The 20479-nt window shown below is 72.2% G+C and carries 21 protein-coding genes; 10 read left to right on the top strand and 11 right to left on the bottom strand.

The genetic code is table 11. The features are described from left to right. Nucleotides 1-33 precede the first annotated feature (33 nt). The 6 genes from HQQ85_RS01075 to HQQ85_RS01050 form a co-directional block, all read right to left on the bottom strand. Nucleotides 34-1326, bottom strand: coding sequence for a glycosyltransferase (locus tag HQQ85_RS01075; RefSeq protein ID WP_173180668.1), 1293 nt, complete (start codon nt 1324-1326; stop codon nt 34-36). Further along, a complete protein-coding gene (locus HQQ85_RS01070) occupies nt 1323-3785 on the bottom strand; it encodes a glycoside hydrolase domain-containing protein (RefSeq protein ID WP_173180667.1) in 2463 nt (820 codons plus the stop codon). Before HQQ85_RS01070 ends, HQQ85_RS01075 begins: the two co-directional genes overlap by 4 nt. Nucleotides 3786-3979: 194 nt before the next feature. Further along, nucleotides 3980-4549 carry a hypothetical protein gene (locus tag HQQ85_RS01065; RefSeq protein ID WP_173180666.1) on the bottom strand — a complete coding sequence of 190 codons (570 nt, stop codon included), beginning with the start codon at nt 4547-4549 and terminating at the stop codon, nt 3980-3982. Between the two features lie 35 nt (nt 4550-4584). Beyond that, nucleotides 4585-5088, bottom strand: coding sequence for a hypothetical protein (locus HQQ85_RS01060; RefSeq protein WP_173180665.1), 504 nt, complete (start codon nt 5086-5088; stop codon nt 4585-4587). Next, nucleotides 5085-6281 (bottom strand): hypothetical protein, encoded by a 1197-nt coding sequence (locus HQQ85_RS01055; protein ID WP_173180664.1) that lies wholly within the window; start codon nt 6279-6281, stop codon nt 5085-5087. The genes HQQ85_RS01060 and HQQ85_RS01055 overlap by 4 nt, the downstream gene beginning before the upstream one ends. Before the next feature lie 297 nt (nt 6282-6578). Further along, the gene (locus HQQ85_RS01050) at nt 6579-7109 is read right to left on the bottom strand and encodes a cupin domain-containing protein (protein WP_173180663.1); all 531 of its coding nucleotides are present in this window, start codon (nt 7107-7109) and stop codon (nt 6579-6581) included. A gap of 312 nt (nt 7110-7421) precedes the next feature. Here HQQ85_RS01050 and HQQ85_RS01045 point away from each other — a divergent pair, with 312 nt between their 5' ends. The 4 genes from HQQ85_RS01045 (at nt 7422) to HQQ85_RS01030 (ending at nt 10743) form a co-directional block, all read left to right on the top strand. Continuing rightward, entirely contained in the window at nt 7422-8189 is a 768-nt protein-coding gene (locus HQQ85_RS01045) for a hypothetical protein (protein WP_173180662.1), read from the top strand. Between the two features lie 65 nt (nt 8190-8254). Next, entirely contained in the window at nt 8255-9793 is a 1539-nt protein-coding gene (locus tag HQQ85_RS21525) for a polysaccharide deacetylase family protein (RefSeq protein WP_173180661.1), read from the top strand. Nucleotides 9794-9840: 47 nt separating this feature from the next. Then, nucleotides 9841-10242 carry a helix-turn-helix domain-containing protein gene (locus tag HQQ85_RS01035; RefSeq protein ID WP_173180660.1) on the top strand — a complete coding sequence of 134 codons (402 nt, stop codon included), beginning with the start codon at nt 9841-9843 and terminating at the stop codon, nt 10240-10242. A gap of 15 nt (nt 10243-10257) precedes the next feature. Further along, nucleotides 10258-10743, top strand: a complete 486-nt coding sequence (locus tag HQQ85_RS01030; protein ID WP_173180659.1) for an SRPBCC domain-containing protein — start codon at nt 10258-10260, stop codon at nt 10741-10743. A gap of 19 nt (nt 10744-10762) precedes the next feature. Here the strand turns inward: HQQ85_RS01030 and HQQ85_RS01025 are convergent, their stop codons facing one another. Continuing rightward, entirely contained in the window at nt 10763-12163 is a 1401-nt protein-coding gene (locus tag HQQ85_RS01025) for an anthranilate synthase component I family protein (protein ID WP_173180658.1), read from the bottom strand. Nucleotides 12164-12382: 219 nt separating this feature from the next. Between HQQ85_RS01025 and HQQ85_RS01020 the strand changes: the two genes are divergently transcribed. Both HQQ85_RS01020 and HQQ85_RS21425 read left to right on the top strand, forming a co-directional pair. Beyond that, complete coding sequence (locus HQQ85_RS01020) at nt 12383-13549, top strand: TerC family protein (protein WP_173180657.1); 1167 nt, start codon at nt 12383-12385, stop codon at nt 13547-13549. 242 nt (nt 13550-13791) lie between these two features. Beyond that, a complete protein-coding gene (locus tag HQQ85_RS21425) occupies nt 13792-14508 on the top strand; it encodes a hypothetical protein (protein ID WP_173180656.1) in 717 nt (238 codons plus the stop codon). Nucleotides 14509-14543: 35 nt separating this feature from the next. On the opposite strand, the gene HQQ85_RS01010 is transcribed toward HQQ85_RS21425, so the two are convergent. Then, nucleotides 14544-14783: a hypothetical protein gene (locus HQQ85_RS01010; RefSeq protein ID WP_173180655.1), complete on the bottom strand. Its 240-nt coding sequence runs from the start codon at nt 14781-14783 to the stop codon at nt 14544-14546. Between the two features lie 452 nt (nt 14784-15235). Here HQQ85_RS01010 and HQQ85_RS01005 point away from each other — a divergent pair, with 452 nt between their 5' ends. Beyond that, nucleotides 15236-15559 carry a hypothetical protein gene (locus HQQ85_RS01005; protein ID WP_173180654.1) on the top strand — a complete coding sequence of 108 codons (324 nt, stop codon included), beginning with the start codon at nt 15236-15238 and terminating at the stop codon, nt 15557-15559. A gap of 38 nt (nt 15560-15597) precedes the next feature. Here the strand turns inward: HQQ85_RS01005 and HQQ85_RS01000 are convergent, their stop codons facing one another. Together HQQ85_RS01000 and HQQ85_RS00995 are read right to left on the bottom strand one after the other, a co-directional pair. Continuing rightward, nucleotides 15598-16056, bottom strand: a complete 459-nt coding sequence (locus HQQ85_RS01000; RefSeq protein ID WP_173180653.1) for a hypothetical protein — start codon at nt 16054-16056, stop codon at nt 15598-15600. Next, complete coding sequence (locus HQQ85_RS00995) at nt 16053-16289, bottom strand: hypothetical protein (RefSeq protein WP_173180652.1); 237 nt, start codon at nt 16287-16289, stop codon at nt 16053-16055. Before HQQ85_RS00995 ends, HQQ85_RS01000 begins: the two co-directional genes overlap by 4 nt. Nucleotides 16290-16435: 146 nt before the next feature. Between HQQ85_RS00995 and merB the strand changes: the two genes are divergently transcribed. Together merB and HQQ85_RS00985 are read left to right on the top strand one after the other, a co-directional pair. After that, nucleotides 16436-17104 (top strand): organomercurial lyase, encoded by a 669-nt coding sequence (gene merB / locus HQQ85_RS00990; protein ID WP_173180651.1) that lies wholly within the window; start codon nt 16436-16438, stop codon nt 17102-17104. Nucleotides 17105-17182: 78 nt separating this feature from the next. Continuing rightward, nucleotides 17183-18394 carry a serine hydrolase domain-containing protein gene (locus HQQ85_RS00985; protein WP_173180650.1) on the top strand — a complete coding sequence of 404 codons (1212 nt, stop codon included), beginning with the start codon at nt 17183-17185 and terminating at the stop codon, nt 18392-18394. A 111-nt stretch (nt 18395-18505) separates the two neighbouring features. Here the strand turns inward: HQQ85_RS00985 and HQQ85_RS00980 are convergent, their stop codons facing one another. Beyond that, the gene (locus tag HQQ85_RS00980; RefSeq protein WP_173180649.1) at nt 18506-19153 is read right to left on the bottom strand and encodes a hypothetical protein; all 648 of its coding nucleotides are present in this window, start codon (nt 19151-19153) and stop codon (nt 18506-18508) included. Between the two features lie 207 nt (nt 19154-19360). Here HQQ85_RS00980 and HQQ85_RS00975 point away from each other — a divergent pair, with 207 nt between their 5' ends. Next, a complete protein-coding gene (locus tag HQQ85_RS00975; RefSeq protein ID WP_173180648.1) occupies nt 19361-20368 on the top strand; it encodes a LacI family DNA-binding transcriptional regulator in 1008 nt (335 codons plus the stop codon). The last annotated feature ends 111 nt before the right edge of the window (nt 20369-20479 follow it).

The following is a 20479-nucleotide window of genomic DNA, read 5'->3' as shown; positions in this document are numbered from 1 at the left end:
GTTTCCCGCGACTCAGCGCCGCAGGAGGTGAGGCTAGGCCGAGACCTCTTCGGGGCGGGGAAAGCGCGCGAAGAGCTTGTCGAAGACCGCGTGGCGGTCGAACTGGAGCGCGTAGGCGCGCGCCTCGTCGGCCCACTGTCGCCGCTGCTCGGGCGTCGTGTGCAGCACGGCGCGGTCGATCGCCGCCGCCACCGCGTCCGGGTCGTTCACCGGCACCACGATGGCGTGGTCGCCGATGGCCTCGCTGATGCCTCCGGTGAGGGTCGTGATGACGGGGCCGCCGCCCGCCAGCATCTTCTCGGCCAGGGCGATGCCGAAGGTCTCGACGAACTCGGGGCGGGGCTTCGACGGGAGCACGAAGGCCGCGCATCCGGCCATCAGGTACGGCTTCTCGGCATCGCCCACGTCGTCGAGAAAACGGATGCGGTGGGCCAGCGGCGAGGCGGCCGCCAGCTCCTGCAGCGCCTCGGCCTGGGGCCCGCGGCCCGCGATCATCAGGGGCAGCTCGGTCGTGCGTCCGACCTCGCTGCGCTCGAAGCCCGCGATCAGGTCGTCGACGCCCTTCGCGTCGGTGAGCCGCGAGAGGAAGAGCAGGTAGCCGTCGTCGACGAGGCCCCGGGACTCGAGCTCGGCGGCCTTCGCCCCCGGGTCGAGGTCGAGGTACTGGGCGGCGTCGATCGCCGGGTAGGAGACCTCGATGCGCTCCCGGCACTGCGCGGCGAAGCGGGTGCCGTGCTGCTCGTCGACGCGCTCGGCCTCGCTGATGATGAGGTCGCGGGTGTACTCCGAGACGGCGACGCAGTGGTCCTGCGAGAGGTAGGAGGAGAGGATGTGCGCGGCTGCACCGAGCCGCCCCTCCTCGACCGCGGTGCGCACCACGTTCGTGACGTCGCTGCCGACCGCCTCGGCGATCGTGGTGACGTTGACCGGCAGGCCCGTGCCCCAGGCGGCGCGCACGGCGTCGGCCACGGCGATGGTGTGCGGGCTGAGGTAGAGCGAGAGCGCGACCGTCGGCACGCCGTCGGTGAAGAGCTCGACGAGGCGGCCCGTGATGCCGGCGAGGTAGCGGCCGTCGGGCACCTTGTAGTCGCCGACCGGAGCCGGGCGCTCGACGATGATGCCGTCGCTGTAGGGCAGCACCGAGTCGAGCGGCTTGAGCGGCAGGCCCGCCGCCTCGAGGCGGTCGATCGGCCAGGTGACGATGCGCACCTCGTCGAAGCCGCGGGTGAGGGCCGTCTCGGCGAGGTTGCGGCCCTCCACCGAGTGTCCGCAGATCACCGGATCGGCGCGCACCACGATGACCAGGCGGTTGCGGATGGCGTTCATGGGGTGTCTCCTGTCGTGCGGGCGTCGCCCGGCTGCTCGGTGGTCGGTGGGGTGGCCGGTTCGGCCGGGGTGTTGTGTTCTGCTGATTCCAGGGTTTCTTCGAACGTGGGTGGCGGAGCATCCGGAACCTCACGCAGCTCGGGCTGCTCGGGAGCGGCGGACGGCTCGGTCTGCAGGGCCTCGGCCACGAGGGAGGCCACCTGCTGCGCCGTCGCGAAGGCGGCCGCCGCCCCCGCCTCGGCGGAGGTCGGCCCCGCGGCGCCGGCCGCGACCGGGTGCGAGGGCGGCACGTCGCGCGTGCCCCACTCGCTCGGCGCGGGCCCGAGCTCGACGACGAGCTCCCCGCCGCGGTGCCACTCCTCGCCCGTCAGCCAGCTGCGCTCGAGCGGATGCCCGTCGAGCCACATCCGCTGCACGTACTGCACCGGCCCACCCGCCACGGGCTCGACGAAGTTCTCGGTGCGGATGACGAAGTCTCCCCCGGCCACCGCCACCGTCGACTCGCGGAACGACGGCGCGTTCACCAGGAAGAGGTTCTGCCCCGCCACCGGGAACACCCCGAGCGACGCCCAGACGAACCACGAGCTGAGCCCGCCCGAGTCGTCGTTGCCCGGCAGCCCGCCGCGGCCCGTGCCGAACTGCTGGTGCACGATGTTCTGCACGATCTCCGCGGTGCGGTCGGGCCGGCCGGCGTAGTGGTAGGCCCAGGGCGCCTCCATGTCGGGCTCGTTGTTCAGCCCCTCGAAGCGGCCGAGCACGTAGCCCGCGAGCAGCTCCTGCGCGTCGGGCTTGTTGCCCGGCTGCACGACGGGCTCGGCGCCGTAGCCGAAGAAGGCGTCGAGCTGCTCGACGAAGCGGTCGCGGCCGCCGCTGACCTCGATGCGGCCGGCCATGTCGTGCTGCAGCCGGAAGGAGTAGTTGTAGCGGCTGCCCTCGTAGTAGGTGGAGTCCTTGAGCAGGCCCGAGGCGGGGTCGTAGGCGTTGATCCACCGGGCGGCGAGCGCCTCGAACTGCGCCGCGAGCGCGGTGTCTCCGACGTGCCGGGCGACCTTGGCGGTGCACCAGTAGCCGAACGCCAGGTCGAGGGTGTGGCTGATCGGATGCGCCTCCCCGCGCAGCAGGAACTCCTCGCCGTAGGTGCGGCGCAGGTCGTCGCTCATGTGCACGAGCGCCCACTCCCAGTCGATCCCGGGCAGCCCGGCCTGGCAGAGCTCGGCCAGGAAGGTGTGCGCGAGCGCGCTGCCCTGGCGCGAGAAGCGGTCGCCGCCGCGGGCGAGGCGGTAGCCGATCGGGAAGTTGCCCTCCTCCTCGCAGATCGTCAGCAGCGCGTTCGCCAGCTCGACCGCCTTGTCGGGGAAGAGGGTGATCAGCAGGGGCAGCTGGGTGCGGTAGATGTCCCACATCGTCGACAGGTCGAAGGCGAACGGGCCCTCGCTCGGCCAGAACGGGCTCTCGGAGTTCGCGAAGCAGGGCTTGATCAGCGAGTGGTAGAGCGCGGTCGAGAAGACCGTCTTGCGCTCGGCGCTCGGCGTCTCGACCGAGATGGTCTTGAGGTGCTTCCGCCAGGTCTTGCGCGTGCGCTCCCGGCGCGCCTCGAAGCGGCCGGGGCCGGGGCCGCAGTCGGCGCGGAGGTTCGCCTCGGCCTGCTCGACCCCGCGCAGCGAGAAGCCGATGCGCAGCTCGATGGTCTGCCCGGGCTCGCTCGGCCCCGCCCACATCAGGCCGAAGGGGCGCAGCGTCGTCGGCCGGATGTGATCGAGCGCCAGCTTCGTGCCGCCCGGCATCAGGCGGCGGTCGTACCAGAGCATCTGCCGCCACTGCGGGGTGTCGCACTCGATGTGCACCGCGATCGGGGCGCCCTCCGCGACGATCTCACCGCGCGCGACGCCGGGCTCGAGGGTCTCGAGGTTCGCCCGCAGCGGGATGGTGGCGCCGTAGGGGATGCCGAGCCCGCCGAGCGAGAAGTCGATCACCACGCGGGCGTTCGCATGCTTCGGGAAGGTGTAGCGGTGCACGGCGCTCTTCGGGCCCACCGTGATCTCGGCGGTGACACCCGAGTCGAGGGTGGCGGAGTAGTAGCCGGGGGTGGCGGTCTCGTCGGTGATGTCCCAGCTGCGGCCGAGCACGTCGAGCGGCTCGACCATCGGCGTGACCCGGAAGTAGTTGTAGTACTTGCGGATGGCGCCGGTGCCCGACTGCTGGAAGTGCGTGAAGCCGCTGGCCAGCAGGGTGTCGTGGATCGTGCTCGGCACACCCTCGAGGCTGAGGTCGTAGCGGCCGTAGCCCGTGGGGTAGCCGCCCGAGTAGGCGCAGGCCGAGACCATGCCGAGCGGGTAGGTGGCACCGGGGTGGGTGTTGCCGATCTGGGGCTTCGGCCACCACCAGGTGGCGGCGAGTCCGGTCTGGGGCGGGAGGGCGGTGGCCTCGGTGCCGATGAAGGGGTCGACGCGGTCGATCATGCGCGGGGGCTCCTTCGGGGTCGGGCGGGGTTCTGGCCGGCGGTGTCGGTCGTGCCTGCGGTGGCGGTGATCGTCGGAGCGTAGGTTCCGCCGGGTACCGCGCGGTTAACCGAAGGTGGACGGACGGCGAACGGATGCGACGGCCTGGTGCGGTGCGGTTCCATGGGGCTCCTCGTGTTCGTCTCGGGGTCGGGTCAGGGCGGCGGGGCGGTGAGGAGTTCGGCGCGTTCGGCGAGGTAGGGGCCGAGCGGGGTGAAGGCGTTCTCGCCGGGCTGGGCGTTCCAGCGCACGGCGACCGTGTCGCCGCGGAGGATCAGCAGCGGCGTGCGGTCGCCCGCCTGCACCGCCGCCGCCTGCGCACGGAGGGTCGGCGGATCGAGCGCGAGGGCGACGGTGTCGAAGTTCACGGTGTCGCCGTCGGCGAAGCGTCCGTGGGCGGCACGCCGGTAGTCGCGGCGCTCCTCGGCCCGCGGGTTCTGGTTCGTGACGCGGCCGGGTTCGATCGCTCGGGTGACCCGGCCGACGCCGTGCAGCCGCGCATCCGTGTCGAGGAGGAGCACGCCGAGTCGCCAGACCCGACCGAGCGGCGTCATCACCGGGCTGCGGCGGATGCCCAGGATCGCGCGCCGCTCGTCGAAGCGGGCCAGAGCTTCGGTGCGGGCATCCGCTCGCTGCAGGGCCGCCACGGTGCCGGCGAGCAGGGCGTCGAGCCCGGCCGCGACGGCCGCGTCGCCCTGCTCGGTGCCCCCGGTGGTGCCGCTCATACGACGACGCTACCGGTCGCCCCGTTTCGGCCGTGTTACCGGATGCTCCCCCGCCCCTGTGCGTCAGGCCAGCGGCGCCCGAGCCCGTCGATCACCGCCAGGCCGACGACGGCGTGCAGGAGGGCGACCGATGCCAGGGCGATCAGCTGCGCATCCGGTGGGAAGAGGACGAACAGGTAGACCCAGAGCCCGAGCACCAGCCCCGCGGACGCCAGCCCGACCGCCCACGGCGCCGCGAGCCGGAGCGCCCAGGCGAGCAGGAGCCCGAGCGCGGCCGGCACCGCGAGGAAGCCGCCCGAGACGGCTCCGGCGGCCGCGCCGATCAGCATCGCGGTGGATGTCAGCCCGGCCGACCCGGTGCCGCCGGCGCTCGACGGGTCGAAGAGCTGTGGAGGCAGGAAGGCGATGAGAGGGAAGAACGACCCGAAGAAGGCACCTTCCACGATCCCGCCCGCGATCGCGAGCAGGGCGAAGAACGCGGCGGGCGCCCGGGCACCGCGCAGTGCGATGCCCGGGCGCTGCGCCTCAGACGAGGTCACACACCGCCGCCGCCCGAGGCGCCGGCGTGGTCGGCGACACGCTGCCAGAAGAGCATCCAGTTCGCGCCGGCTATGCGGGAGTTGGCGATGTTCATGGTCGGACCGTTGTCGACCTTGACCATCGCATGCACATAGAGATGAAGGTAGCCGCTCGGGTCGTTGTACCAGGAGAAGGTGATGAGCGAGCCGGCTCCGTCGAAGTGGCCGGGTAGGGCGACGAACTGCATTGCGCCGCCGTTGGCCGTCTGCACCTTGACCGGGGCGGCGAAGGCCTGCAGCGAGAACGGGCTCGCGTTGAGATTCAGCACCTGGCCGTCGACGGGGTAACCGCGCGGGGCGCCGAAGATCGGGAAGGAGCAGTTGAAGCAATTGTGCAGGAGGTGGCTGGCGGCGAGCTCGGTGGCCTTCGGGTAGCGCGCGCTGTAGAGCGGGAGCGCGGCCGAGAAGTCGTAGGAGTAGTACCAGTTCGGGTCGAGCAGCACCGGGTAGGCCGTCTGCGCGTCGAGGTCGACGTGCTGGGTGAGGGTGTCGCCCGTCCACTCGTAGCGCGTCGGGAGGTCGCGGCCCGCGGCGTCGCGCGCCCAGGGGGCGGCGAGGGTGCCGATGTAGTGGTGGGCGGCGTCGGCGAGGAGGGTGTCGCCGTCGGGGAGCTCGGTGCGCGTGGTGCCGTCGGGGAGGTCGAAGGTGTAGTCGAACTCGCTTCCCGCGGCGGGGCCGGTGAGGGCGGTCAGCAGGCGCACGCCGTTCATCAGCGGCTGCACGTAGGCGGCGGCGTTCTGTCCGATCGCGAACGAGTCGATGCCCGCATCACCCGGGCCCCGTGTCACCGGACCGTGCGCGTCGTCGATGGTGAGGGAGATCGGGAGGCCGGCGCCCTCCGTCTGCGGGGGCGAGAGGTCGACGACGGGGGCGCCGTCGCCGGTGGAGAGCCGCAGCTCGAACGGGCGGGCGCCCTGCTCGGCCGCGATGGCGTCGGCCTCGGCGGTCGTGGGCGGGCGGCTCGTCTCATCGAGCAGCTCGGGCGCGATCCGCCCGATGACGGCCGCGGGGTCGGTGAGCGGTGGGTTCGTGGAGGCGGCCGTCGCGGGAAGCGCGCCGGCGGGGAGGGTGATCAGGGTGGCCGCCGCAGCGGTCGCGACCACGGCCAGCGCCGCGGAGGCGCGCCGCAGCAGGGGTCGGTGGAGTCGTGACATCGAGTGACCTTTCGTCGGAGTGAACCGTTCCCCCGGCCTGTCCGCATGCACAGCATAGACACATATGGTGTTTGTGCCGCATGCTTTCCTGATTAATCCTCTGATTCTTTTTTAGCGTCGACTCCGGATGTCGGGGGTCGGGGGCAGGGTCGTCCCAGAACGACGAAGAAACCCGTCACCGCGCCTGCGCGCGCCACGGCGAACCGCGCGGCAGGCTCGACGGTCAGCGGCGGGGCGGGCGGCAGCGCGGGTCTGAGAAGCGGGTCGGTCGGGCGGAGCGGTGCTACCCGGATGAGGTCAGGGGGTGGGGAGCGGCGTCGCCAGGGGGTCGCACTGGCTCAGGTCGGTCTGCGCGAGCGGCTGGCCCTCGGCGATGACGTAGGTCACGAGCAGCACGACGTCCTCCGTGCCCTCGTTGATCCCCTCGTGGATGTACCCCTCGCCCTCCACGATCGAGTCCCCCGTCTCGTACACGTGCACGCCGCCCGGGTAGATCGGCGCGTAGTGCGTCAGCTCGCCCTGCTCCACGACCGCGACGAGCTGCCCCGCGTGGCAGTGCTCCCCCGTGCCGGCGCCCGGCTTGATCGTGATCCGCCGGAACGCCACCTGCGTCGGCCCCGCGACCTCCACATCGACGGCGGCGTCCTGCTCGCCCTTGCCGAGCTCCTCCACCACGATCGGCGCGTCGGTCGCGGGAGGCGTGGGGGTCGGGGTCGGGTCGGCCGAAGCGGTGGCCGTCGACGGAGCCGGGGCGGATGATGCGACGGCATCCGAGGATGCGGCCGCCGTGCATCCGGAGACCGCCAGCAGCAGAGCCAGACCCGACACGACCAACGCCGAATGCAGGGCGGAGCGAGGGGAACGGTGCGGGGCGAGCGTCATGGGTCCTCCGACCGGTAGGACGGCGAGCCGCTCACGGCGCCCCGGCGTGCCCTCATGCTGGCAGAGGCGCGGCCCGAGCGGCGGGGATGCCCGACCCCCAGTTCGGGTGCGATGCGTCGCGCCGCCGTCTGTTCGACACGCGTCTCGCCTACCCTGAGGGCGGATGCGGCACGCGCCGGCCTCGGGCGGCAGGCCCAGTGCGCGTCCCGGCACCGTGGCCCCGCGCCGCCGTCGAACCACGAGCCCGGGAACGGTCGGATGTCCAGCAGAGAGCTCCTCGAGCGCCGCCGCTCGCCCGGCCGCGTCGTCGCCGTGATCGGCGGCGTGCTGGCGCTCCTGGTCGGCGCCGCCGCGGCGCTCGCCCTCGGGCTGCTCCCGCCCGTGCTGGCCAGCACTCCGCGCGAACGGCTCACGGCGTCCGCCACCACGGTCACGGTGCACGACGCCACGACGTCTGCCACCGTGACCCTCGGCGAGGGCTGGCTGCTGCTCGGGGTGGGGCCCTTCCTGCCGACGGATGCTCAGACCCTCGTCTCGCCCGACGACGCCTACCGCCTCGTGCTCACGCTCGAGCCCGCCGCTCGGCCCTTCGACGCCACGGCCCCCACCTCCCCCGTCAGCCTCGACCCCGAGGACCTCGACGCCCTGCTCGCCCGCACCGGCGGCGCGACGTCGACGAATGCAGGGCCGGCCGATGCTGCTTCTACCGAAACCAGTTCGTCCAGCGGGGCCGGCGTGAACACCGAGTGGAGCCACGAGACACTGTCCAGCGGTGTGACCGTGAGCTACGCCGACGTCGTCCAGGGCGACCGCACCACGACGGTCACGCTCGTCGCTCCGGCTGGCCTGCCGGCCGGGGCGCACGCGCTCGCCCTCGTCGTCACGGTGACGACCGCCGAAGCCGCCCGCTACCGCACGGTGACCGCCGACCTCGCCTCGACCGCCACCCTCACGCTCAGGCCGAGCGGAACCTCGACGCCCGACGGCAGCGTTCCGGCGGCCCGCGGCGGACGGGATGAGCGGTGAGGCGGCGGGCGAGTACGGCTGTCGGCGCCGCCGTGATCGTCGGGCTGCTGGCAGGATGCGCGAGCGTGCCACCGGCCGCCGGGTCGTGGGAGCCGCGGCAGAACGAGCCGGCCGTCGTGAGCGTGACGGTCGACGACGGGGCGACCACCGCATCCGGAACCTCGCCCGCCGTGCCCCAGACCGCCTCCGGCTTCGACGCCCGCCTGCTCTACAACGCCGACCCGGCCTCGCCGGTCGCGGCGCGGTGGGGCGAGATCCCGGGCAACGCCGGCTTCACCGAGCTGCTGCGCGGCCGCGTGCTGGCCGCCGTCGCCGACCATGCCGCCGCGACCGCCGTGCCCTACGCCTCCGCCGCCGACGCGCCCGAGCTGCCGCCGGAGACGCGGCGCTGCGTGGCCGGATCCACGTCACGGCCCGCCGCCGACCTCCTGGCCGACCCGGCCTTCACTCCCCCGTCGGACACCGGCGCCCCCACGCTCACGATCACCTGCGAGATCGTCGCCGGCGCAGGCACGGTGATCGCTCAGGCGCTGCGCATCCTGACGTCGGCCGCCGGGCAGGTCACGTCCGACGAGACGACGGTCTACTTCGCGGAGACCTCGGGCGCGTTCACGGTGACGAGCGAGGCGTTCCTCAGTGTCGACGGGCTCCGTCAGCTGCTTCGCGACACCTTGCAGTCGCTCAAGATCGAGGCCGGGGCGATGCGGCCCGAGATGGTGCAGAGCACCGACGACTTCGCCCCCGATCAGCTCCGCGACCTCTTCTCGCACCTCGCTTTCGGCGCCGACGGCTCCCTCACCGTGCGGGTCGCGGCCGGCTTCACGGTGCCCGAGCTCGACGCCCTCGCCGCGGCCCGCGCCGAGATCGGCCGGCCGCACGTCGTCACCGTGCCCGCCGCTCTCGCCACCCCGCTGCTCAGCGAGCAGGGCCGCCAGGTGCAGGCGGCCCTCGCCTCCGGTGCCCCGCTCAGCCTGCCCGCCGCCGGCCCGCGCGGCGACGAGACCGTGGACTGCACGGTCTTCGCCTGTGTCGCCGTCACCTTCGACGACGGGCCGGGCCAGTACACCGGCGCCGTGCTGGATGCCCTCGCCGAGCGCCGGGCGGCGGCCACCTTCTTCGTGCAGGGCTATCGGGTCGAGCAGAATCGCGGGACGCTCGTGCGCGCCGACGCGGAGGGCCACCAGATCGGCAACCACACCTGGAACCACCCCGATCTGACGAAGCTCCCCGACGAGGAGGTGAAGTCGCAGCTCGAGCGCACCAGCGTCCTGATCAAGGCCACGATCGGCACCTCGCCCACCACCTTCCGGCCGCCCTACGGCGCGGTCGATCACCGGGTGCTCGGCGACACCGCTCTGCCGGCCATCCTCTGGACGGTCGACACCCTCGACTGGCAGCTCCCCGACGACGACGTGCTGCTCGGCCGAGCCGTCACGGGCGTCGACCCCGGGGACATCGTGCTGCTGCACGACGTGCACGAGAACACCGCCCGCATGACGCCCGCCATCATCGACGGCCTGCTCGGACGGGGCTTCACCCTCGTCACCCTCGAGCAGCTGCTGGGCGGCAGCCCGGGGCCGCACACGACCACTCGCGCAGGCTGAGCAGCGGGTCTTGACGCCATCGCCAACGGGGTCTAACGTACAACCAAATGGTTGCACGAACGATCGATCCCCTACTCCGGATCAGCGACGGCGATGCCGACGCCGTCTTCCGGGCGCTCGCCGACGGCACCCGTCGCGACATCCTGCGACGGACGCTGGCCGGCCCCCAGTCGATCAGCACCCTCGCCGGTCGCTACGAGATGAGCTTCGCCGCCGTGCAGAAGCACGTGACGGTGCTCGATCGCTGCGGGCTCGTCGAGAAGCACCGGTTCGGGAAGGAGCAGCTCGTCCGTGCGCGAGGAGAACGGATCGCTCAGGCCTCGGCCCTGCTGGGCGAGTTCGAGCGGCTCTGGCGCGACCGCGTCGGCCGGATCGACCTGCTGCTCGACGGGCCACCGGCGGAACGAGCATCCGACGACCCCACGAACGACACCGAAACCCACCCCTGAAGGAAGGAACCGACCATGCCGGTCATCAGCACCGAGCGCGACACCGACGCGCTCACCCTCACCCTCGTCGCGGAGTTCGACGCGCCGGCCGCGCGTGTCTGGCAGGTCTGGGAGGATCCACGGCAGCTCGAGCGCTGGTGGGGCCCGCCGAGCTGGCCGGCGACGTTCCGGCGGCATGACTTCGTCGCAGGTGGTGAGTCGCACTATGTCATGACCGGCCCCGACGGCACCGAGGCGGGCGGCTGGTGGCGCGCGATCGACGTGTCGCCCACCGATCGCTTCGAGTGGGAGGACGGCTTCGCCGATGCCGAGGGTCGTCCTGATCCGTCGATGCCGGTGACGCACGCCGTCGCGACCCTCGAGGAGCGGGACGGCACCACGACGATGACCGTCGTCTCGACCTTCGCCTCGCTGGAGCAGCTCGAGCAGTTGCTCGCCATGGGCATGGACGAGGGGATGCGCGAGGCGATGGGGCAGATCGACGCCCTGCTGCGCGAGTAGGTCTCGGCCGCCGAGGTGCTCAGCCGTGGGCGAGCGGTTGGGGCGCCCCGAGTGCATCGAGCAGGGCGGCTGCCTTGAGCAGCACCTCGTCGTATTCCTCCTCGGGGAGGGAGAGCGCGGTCACACCGCCTCCGACGCCGATCGTGGCTCTCGAGGGCAGCGATCCGGCAACGGGGGCGTCGAGCACGATCGAGCGGATCGTCATCGCGAGGTCGGCGCTGCCGTCGCGCCCGATCCAGCCGAAGGCGCCGGCGTACAGACCGCGGGCCCGCTGTTCGAGCCCGTCGAGGATCTCGACCGCGCTCCGCTTCGGCGCTCCCGTCATCGACCCCGCCGGGAACGCCGCCGCCAGCACCTCCGCCACTCCCGCCCCGGGGCGCAGCCGCGCCTCGACCGCACTCACCAGCTGATGCACCTGCGGATGCGTCTCCACCTCGAGCAACGACGTCACCTCCACACCGCCCGGCACGCTCACCCGCGCCAGGTCGTTGCGCATCAGGTCGACGATCATCACGTTCTCGGCCCGCTCCTTGACGCTCGCCGCAAGATCGGCGCGCAGCGCGGCGTCGGCGCGCGCATCCGCCGACCGTCGTCGCGTGCCCTTAACGGGGTGCGTCGAGACGCGACCGTCGGACACGCGCACGAAGCGCTCGGGCGACGAGCTGAGCAGGGTGACGCCACCGATCCGCAGCACCCCGCCGTGCGGCGCGGGCGAGATCGCACGCAGCCGGTCGTAGACGTCGAGGGGGTCGAAGCCGGTTCCGGATGCGGGGGTCACCTCGATCTCGGTGGACAGGTTGAGCACGTACGCGTCTCCGCGGGTGATGGCCTCCTGGCAGGCGCGCACGGCGGCGAGGTACTCGGGGCGGGTGTCGCGCCAGCGCACGCTCGGGCTGTCCGGGAGTGCAGGCTCGAGGCGGGGCGGGGTCGCGGTCAGAGTGCGGAGGACGTCCTCGGTGCGCCGGCGCCAGATGTCGAGCTCTCCTGTCCACGAGGGTGCCACGGCGAGCAGCTCGATGCGCCGCTCCCCCTCGATCAGCGGCCCCAGGGCCACGGCACGGTCGACCACGAGGAAGGCGGCGTCGGGATGCGGGCTCGAACGCGCATCCGGGACCCCCATCGTCTCGCGGGAGACCCCGTAACCCAGCCAGCCGACGAGACCGGGGCGGAAGGGAGGCGCGTCCACGTCGGTGTCGACCGTCAGCGGGTCGTCGCGCCAGGCCTGCTCCCGGGCGGCGAGCGCCGGCAGGAGCGGGCCGCCCGGCTGCCAGCGGGGGCCGGTTCCGATGACGCTCCAGCCGCGGGCATCGTCGAGCCAGAAGGCGTCGGAGCCCGGATCGGCGTGAAGGGCCCGGAAGACGGCGGCGGGATCGAGGGGCGGAACGCCCGCGACGCGGTGACGAAGCAGCCGCGATGCCATGCCCCGAGTCTGCCATGCGCGGAGCCCGGGGGCCGGTCGGGGGCCGGTCGGCGGGCTGAGGGCCGGCGCGCGGGGCCGAGCCGGGAGGCGCATCCGGCCCCTCATCGGGTCGTTCTCGGGCCGCCCACCCCAGTACCTTCCCAGGAGACCTGATTACTGTACGCAGTACTACCACCCGGTACCCGCTCACGCCCGCCCCGCTCCCCGAAACGAGGAAAATTGGACGTCCCCGGATACGTCTGGACGCTGACCATCGTCGGCATCATCGGCCTGCTGGCCTTCGACTTCATCTTCCATGTGCGAAAAGCGCACGAACCGACGTTGAAAGAGGCGGCCATCTGGTCGTCGATCTACGTCGGCATCGCCATCCTGTTCGGCATCGGCGTGCTCGTCTTCGGCGGAGCCACCGCCGGCAGCGAGTACTTCGCCGGCTACATCACCGAGAAGGCCCTGTCGGTCGACAACCTCTTCGTGTTCCTGATCATCATGTCGAGCTTCGCCGTGCCGCGCGCGGATCAGCAGAAGGTGCTGCTGTTCGGCATCGTCTTCGCGCTGATCGCCCGCACCGGCTTCATCCTGATCGGGGCCGCCGCGATCTCGGCGTTCTCGTGGGTGTTCTACCTGTTCGGCGCCATCCTGATCGTCACGGCGATCAACCTGCTGCGGCCGCACGACGAGCACGCCGGCGACAGTCTCATGGTCAGGCTCGCCAAGCGCATGATCAAGACGAGCGACCACTACGACGGCGACAAGTTCTTCACGGTCGAGAACGGCAAGAAGGTGCTCACGCCGATGCTGCTCGTCATCGTGGCGATCGGCCTCACCGACATCCTGTTCGCGCTCGACAGCGTGCCCGCCATCTACGGCCTGACCGAGAACGTGTTCATCGTCTTCACGGCGACGGCGTTCTCGCTGCTGGGTCTGCGTCAGCTGTACTTCCTGATCGACGGACTGCTCGACCGGCTCGTGTACCTGTCGATCGGTCTCGCGGCGATCCTCGCGTTCATCGGCGTGAAGCTCGTGCTGCACGCGCTTCACGAGAACACGCTGCCGTTCATCAACGGCGGCGAGCACGTGCCGGTGTTCGAGATCAGCACAGGGCTCTCGCTGACGGTGATCGTCGGCATCCTGGTCGTCACCGTCGTCGCGTCGCTACTCAGCCCCAAGGGGCGCGCGCAGAACTTCGCGGCGGCCATCCGCCGGCACGCCACCGACGCGGTCGACGACACGAAGCCGACGCCCGAGCGCGCCGCCGCCTTCGACCGCCTGCGCGAGACGCACTCGAAGGCGTCGGCCCTCCCGCCGAAGCACCGCGAGGCCGTGCTCGGCGACGAGTCGCTGAAGTCGGCCGTCGAGCGGGCGCACGAGGAGCACTCCTCGCGCTGATCCGCGCGTCCGCTGCTGGTCCTGGTTCTGCTCCTGCACATCGCTGAGCCGCCGTCGCCCGTCCACAGTCGTGGGCGGGGGCGGCGGTTTCTGCGTGGGGGCTGCTAGGTTTCTCGTGCCTGATGGGAACGGGCTGCGGTACTGCTGGAGTGCGCTGTGCCTGCTGCTGTTTCTTTTCGTCGCCGCCTTCTGCCTGGCCCGACCTGCGGGTTCGCGCCGAGGCATCTCTGTGAGCCGTCATCGTGAGGGCAGAGCTGGTGCCGGCTGTGGTCGTGCTCGTCGCCGCGCTCACCCTGCTCGCGATGCTCGCCACCGTCGGGCTGGCCCGCTGGATGCGCGACCGTCGTCGGCGGCTTCATCACCACCCCCAAGCCCGCACTGCCGATCGCGGCCATCGGTGCTCGTGTCACGGCTCGATGCCGTACCCCACTCCGCCCGTCGATGAGAACTGGGCAGAGAGGGGCGGATGGCCGTCCCGCACCCCACGGCCCGCCGACCCCTCACACGCCACCGTCCCAGGACACACCACCACTCCCACCCAGACCACCTTCTCGAGGCTGACCGCCAACCCGGCCCCCACCACCGCCCCGGGGCGGACCGCCTTCCCCGGACACACGACCACCCCTGCGGGCGCCGGTGCCCCCGGCATCACCGATGAGCTCGACGAGAACGACGACTCGATCGTCACCGTGCGATTCGGCGGCCCCGACGACCCCACGCCGCGACGTCGGGCGTCTCCGGCCGCGACTCCCGAACGCTTCGCCTTCCCACCATCGATGAGGCGCGATGCCGGAACCGCTCCGCCCATCAGCGACCACGACCTGGACGACGTCTTCCCGCCGCGCGGCCGCACCCCGCGCCCGGTGCTGGAGGTCGAACTGGTGCCGATCGACCCCACCGAGGTGATCCCGTTCCATCCGCCCGACCTCGACACACCCTCCGACGACGAGGACGCGTGAGGCTCACGGCCGAGGTCGGCCCTCAGCGGGATCGGTCAGCGGGCGTTCTCGAGGGCGGCCTTGGCCGCGGGGAGCGTCGCGTGCAGCCCGAGGTCGAGGCCCCAGGCGGTGGTGACGGCGAATCCGCGTCCCCAGTTCTCCGACACGATGCCGAGCGGCTCCCCGTGCTCGCCCGATGCCACCCACAGGCCCGCCTGCACGCACCGCCACACCACCGGCGTGGTCGTGGTTGTGGCCGCTGCCGTGGTCATCGTCTCCTGGTAACCGATCATCATCGACCGCCCTCCGCTTGTCTTGAAGCCAGCCAACCCCCGCGGCCGGAGTCCGGCACCGGCTTGACAACCGCGGGATGATCGGCATCCGTCACCCGTGCGCCAGCCCCGGTCGCTGGCGGTAGCGCCTGGGCTCCTGCCTGTAAAGTCCCTCCCCGCGATCGGTTGGTCGTCGAAGGCTGTGCTGGTCCTGCAGTCGTCCCGCTCGCCCCTTCACCTGGAGTCACCGTGCCGATCGTCCCGTCTCCCGCCGACCTCCCCGATGCAGCAGCTGCTCCCAGCGACATCCGCGCCGTTGGCGCACAGCCCACAGAGGGCCGATCATTCGATTCGCAGGCTCCGGGCTCGTCACATCTCGAGATTTGGGGCACCGACGCGCAGCCCATCGACATCGCCGCACTCCTGGCGACCTCCTGACCTCCGCACCGCCCGCGCGCCGAATCATCACAGAACTCGTGACCATGCGAAGCCAGCTCACATCCGTCCGTCCACCCGTGGGCATCCGCGCAGGCGCGCGGGGTCCGGCCCCGTCCGACCAGCAGGGGGAGGACGTCGCTCGTGATCGGCTCGAACTGGTCCCGGTGCTGCCCGACGGCTGGCGGATGCGCGACCGCAGCCACCGCGAAGCCGACGCCTCGGGCCTGCTCGGCTTCGCCCAGACCGCGGGAACGGGCGTGGACGTCGTCTGGCTCACCCCGGTGCCCTCCACCGAGCACTTTCAGTCACTCGACGAGCTCATCGCGGCCGCCACGGCTCGCTGCGCCACTCGGCCCGCCTGACCGACCCGGCACGCCCGGAGCAGGACGGCCGGCTCGGGTCAGGCCCTCGTGACGACGCCGAACATGGCGAGCTCGGGCGAGGCGAAGAAGCCGAGATCGTCGCCCCGCGCATCCGTCGCCCGGTAGTCGTCGTCGGTCTTGGTGATCGTGCCGACGACCTCGTCGGAGCCGCTCACGCGGACGTCCCACGTGGAGGCCGACGTCTGCACCATGACGACGTTGCGGGCCTCGTCGCCCGTGAGGGTCGGCGCCCGGGCGGGCTCGGGCCGTCCGGCGTCGCCGAGAACCGACTCATCCGCAGTGTCCGTCGCTGGCTCCGGCGGGATATCGGGCGTGGGCGCCGAAGCCGACGGGGACACCGGAGCCGACGAAGACTCCGGACCGGACGAGGTCACGGAGGCGGGCCGCGACACCGGACCCGACGAGGTCACGCCACCGGGCCGCGCTACCGGGCCCGACGAGGTCACGGCGGCGGGCGGGGACTCGGGGTCGGTCACTCCGCCTCGGGTTCGGTCGTGGGCACGCCATCGGGGCCGAGGTCGGACTCGATGTCGTAGGGGTCGGGGCCGGTGTCGGCGGATCCGCCGGGCGAGGCCGGCTCGTGGTCGTCGGAGCCGTTCGAAGCGTCCGATCCGCTACCCGCGTCGGGCGACTCCGTCTCGGCCGTGTCGGGCACGTCCGTACCGGGCGTGTCGTGCTCGTCGCCGCTGCCGTCGTGGTGCTCGGTCATCACTGCCTCCCGTCGGGCCGCACCGGATGCGCCGCCCACCTCCAGCCTGCACCCCTCGCCCCCGGCCCGCCGCGACCCGCCGCGATCCGCCGGACGCCGGTGCCGCGCCCCGCGCCCCGCGCCCCGCGCCGTCCTAGGGTGTCGTCATGGGCATCACCCCCGCCGCCGAAGCCGTACGCGTCGCGCTCTACCGACACCTCGCCGACACCGGCACACTGCCCGACGACTCGATCCTGACGTCGGCTGCCACGGGCAGAGCACTGCCCGAACTGCTCGACGAGCTCGAGGACGCCCGCCACATCGTGCGGCGCGACGGGCGGGTGGTGCTCGCGCATCCGTTCGCCACGCGGAATTTCCGGTTCTCGGTGATGAGCGCGTCCACCCTCTGGTGGGGCGGCTGCGCGTGGGACGCGTTCGCCATCCCCCACCTCGTCCCCGGCGCCTCGAACGCCCTGGTCGCCACGACCTGCCCGGCCTGCGACGCCCCCCACGCCTGGACGGTCTCGACCGAGACTCCGCCACCGGGCAGCCAGGTCGCGCACTTCCTCGTGCCGGGCGCGCAGATCTGGGACGACGTCGTGCACTCCTGCGAGAACCAGCTGATCTTCTGCGACGAGCACTGCGTCGCATCGTGGCTCGGACGCACGGGCGAGCCACGCGGCTACGTCATGAACCTCGAGACGCTGTGGCGGCTGGCGTCGCACTGGTACGAGGGGCGGCTCGACACCCCGTACACCCGGCGGGAGCCGATGGCGGCCGCCGAGTACTTCCGAGGTGCGGGCCTGCACGGTGCGTTCTGGGGTCAGCCCGACTGAGGACGCCGACACGACCGCGGGAACCTGGTTAACCGGCGCCGCGATCGGGCAGACTGGGAGGCTGTCGAGAGGAGCCCCGTGCCGAAGTCCCCGCCCCTGTCCGTCGATGCCGTGCCCGAACTCGAGCCGGTGGTCGAGGTGTTCCGCGCGCTGCTCGGCGACGGCCACGAGCTCGGCGCCTCCCTCGCCGTGCACCGCGGCGGCCGGCAGCTGCTGAGCGCGGCGGGCGGCTGGGCCGACACCGCGCGCACGCGCCCCTTCACCGACCGAACGCTCAGCCGCGTCTTCTCGGCCGGCAAGCCGATCGCCGCCCTGACCGCGCTGACGGCCGTCGCCGACGGGCAGCTCACCCTCGACGACCCGCTCACCCGCTGGTGGCCGGAGTACGGCGCGCACGGCAAGGAGGCCACGACCCTCCGGCACGTCCTCAGCCATCGCGCAGGCCTCCCGGCCTACTCCGACGCAGCCGACGCAGCCGATGCCACCGCCGCGACCGACGCGACCGACGCGACCGACGCGACCGGCACAGCCTACTCAGCCGAGGGCATCGACCCCCTCGACCAAGCCGCCCTCCTCGCCGACCTCGTCTCATCGCCCCCGATCGCCCCGCCCGGCCAGGTCATCGCCGAGCACGCGCTCACCTACGGCACCCTGATCGACGGCATCCTCGAGCAGGCGGGGGCTCCGGATGCCCGCACCGCCGCCGCCCGGCTGGCCGCCCTCTGGGGCGCGGGTGCTGCGCCGGGCGACAGTGCCCTCGAGCTACACTTCGGGGTCGAGCGGGACGAGCATCCGCGCGTCGCCGACCTCGAGATCGTCGACGACGCCTGGGTGGCCCGCTACCTCGCGCGCGACGACGGCCGACGGATGCTCGACCGCCCCCACGGCAACCTCGACCCCGAGCGCCTGAACTCCGCCCCGTGGCGCTCGGCCTCGATGCCCGCGACCGGACTGTTCACCACCGCCCGGAGCCTCTCGCGCTTCTACGACGACGTGCACCGCCCCGACGGCCGCGTGGCCGCCCGACTCGGAACCGAGCTGCACGCCGAGTACCTCGCGCCCCAGGCCGTCGGGCACGACCTCTTCGTCGACGGACCGGTCGAGTGGTCGCTCGGCCTGCGGGTCGACGGGGGCGAGATCGGCATGGGCGGGATCGGCGGCAGCTCGGCCTGGTACTCACCGGCGCACGACTACTCGTTCGCGTTCGTGACCCGCTCTCTCGGCACCTTCGCCCGGGTCGACGCCCTGGCCGACGCCGTCGAAGCGGCCCTGCCGGCGCCGGCGCGCTGACTCCGACGCGGCCCTGCCGGCACTGGCTCGCTGACCTCAGCAGCCCCGCCGGCCCCGGCGTTGACCCCCGGCGTCTTCACCCGGACCACGACCACGCCCGCGGTGCTCGCCCTACCGCGTGCGAGCCACCAGCGCCTTGACCGCCGACGACGGCAGCTGCAGCGCACCGAGCGACCACGCCCGCGGGAACGCGAGCACCAGCCGCGGGTACCCCTCGATCGCCACGGCCACCGTCGCGTCCCCGCCCGCGAACCCGCCGCGCTCCTCGACGCCGAGGCGGGCGTAGGCGGTGTCGAACGAGACGACTTCGGTGCCGTCGCTCGAGAGCAGGGTGAGCATCCGCGGGCCGAACGAGGCGTAGAGCGGGCCGGAGAACGCCGGCAGCGGACGCCCGGTGTCCAGCCAGTACCGCTCGGCGAAAGCATCGAGACTGCCGACCGGGCGCGCCCGTACGATCGATGCCTCGGGGAAACGACGCCGCAGCCGGTTCAGCCGCAGCTGCCCACTCACCCCGATCAGCACCACGACGAGCAGTGCGACGACCACCACCGCCGTGGCCACCCCGACCACGGCCGGCGCCCCGGCGAGGCCGGAGCCGGCAGAACCTCCGGCAACGCCCGGCGATGAACCGCCCGACGAACCACCGGACGACGAGGCACCGCCCACGAGCTGCACCGCGTACCACGCCCAGTACCCCGCGAACACGAGCGTCGTCAGCCCCGACAGCGCCCACACGGCCATCATCAGCCTGCGATCCACACCGCACCTCCGCTCCCGGGCCGGACGTCGCGCCCAGCCCGACCCTAACGCCGCGCCCTGAACCCCGGGCGATTGGCGCTGCTCGCAACAAACTCGGCCCGAACTCTTGACGGCCGGCCGAGCATCCGCTTATCGTTGCCGTCGAAGCGCTTAGACGAAGCGCTTCGACACCCCACCGACAGCGACGACGGAGACACGGAGGCGATCATGGCGACCATTCACGACGTGGCCCGGGTCGCCGGAGTGTCCATCTCCACCGTCTCCTACGCCCTCAGCGGCAAACGCACGATCGGTGCCGAGACGCGTGACCGCATCGAGGCCGCCGTCGCCGAGCTCGGCTACCGCCCCAATGCGGGCGCGCGGATGCTCGCCGGCACCCGCACGAACATCCTCGCCCTGAGCGCCCCGCTGCACGCCGACACCTACGCCCCGGCGCACATGACGTTCGTGCTCGCCGTCGCCGAGGCGGCCCGCGAGTTCGACTACGACACCGTGCTGCTCGTTCAGGACGAGGCGGTCAACGGCCTGCGGCGGATGGTCTCCTCCAAGCTCGTCGACGGCATCGTCGCGCTCGACATCGACCGCGACGACGCGCGCGCCGCCCTGCTCCGGGAGCTGGACATCCCGTCGACGCTCGTCGGCATCCCGGGCGACACGAGCGGGCTGACCTGTGTCGACCTCGACTTCGAGGCGGCCGCCCGGCTCGCCGTCGACCGGCTGGCGAAACAGGGTCACCGCAGCATCGGGTTCGTCGGCCACCCCGAGGAGCTCTACGAGCGCGGCTCGAACTTCCCGATCCGCTTCCGCGACGCCTTCTTCGCCGAGTGCGAGGCGCGGGGCATCCGCACCCGCTTCGTGATGCCCGAGCAGGAGCCCTCGAGCGTGCGCGGCGCGTTCGACGACGTCGCCGCGCACCTCTCCGACCTCACCGCGATCGTTCTGAACTGCAACGAGCCGGTGCACACCATGCTCCTCGAGCTGGTGCGCGAGCGGGAGCTGAGCATCCCTGACGATCTGTCGATCGTCTCGGCCTGCTCCAGCTTCCCGACCGACCAGCTCGAGCCCCCGCTCGACGTCATCCCGCTGCCGGCCCACATCACGGGTCGCCGCGGAGTCGAGCTCACCATGCGCCAGCTCGCCGGGTTCACCGACCCGCACGTCGAACTGGTGCCGCCTCACTACGTGGAGAAGGGCTCGACCGCGCAGGTCGGCTAGCTCCGCGCTCCCCTCACAACCGAACATCTCGCCATGGAGCGCTCCATTTAGTCGAAGCGCTTCGACGATCAGAACGACACCACCAGAGACACCACCACCGACAGCACCACC

The sequence above is a fragment of the Herbiconiux sp. VKM Ac-2851 genome (assembly GCF_013205105.1).
In the GTDB taxonomy this organism is placed as follows: Bacteria; Actinomycetota; Actinomycetes; order Actinomycetales; family Microbacteriaceae; genus Herbiconiux; species Herbiconiux flava.
The sequence above is the reverse complement of the archived record's forward strand: the minus strand, read 5'-3'. Positions and strand labels throughout refer to the sequence as shown.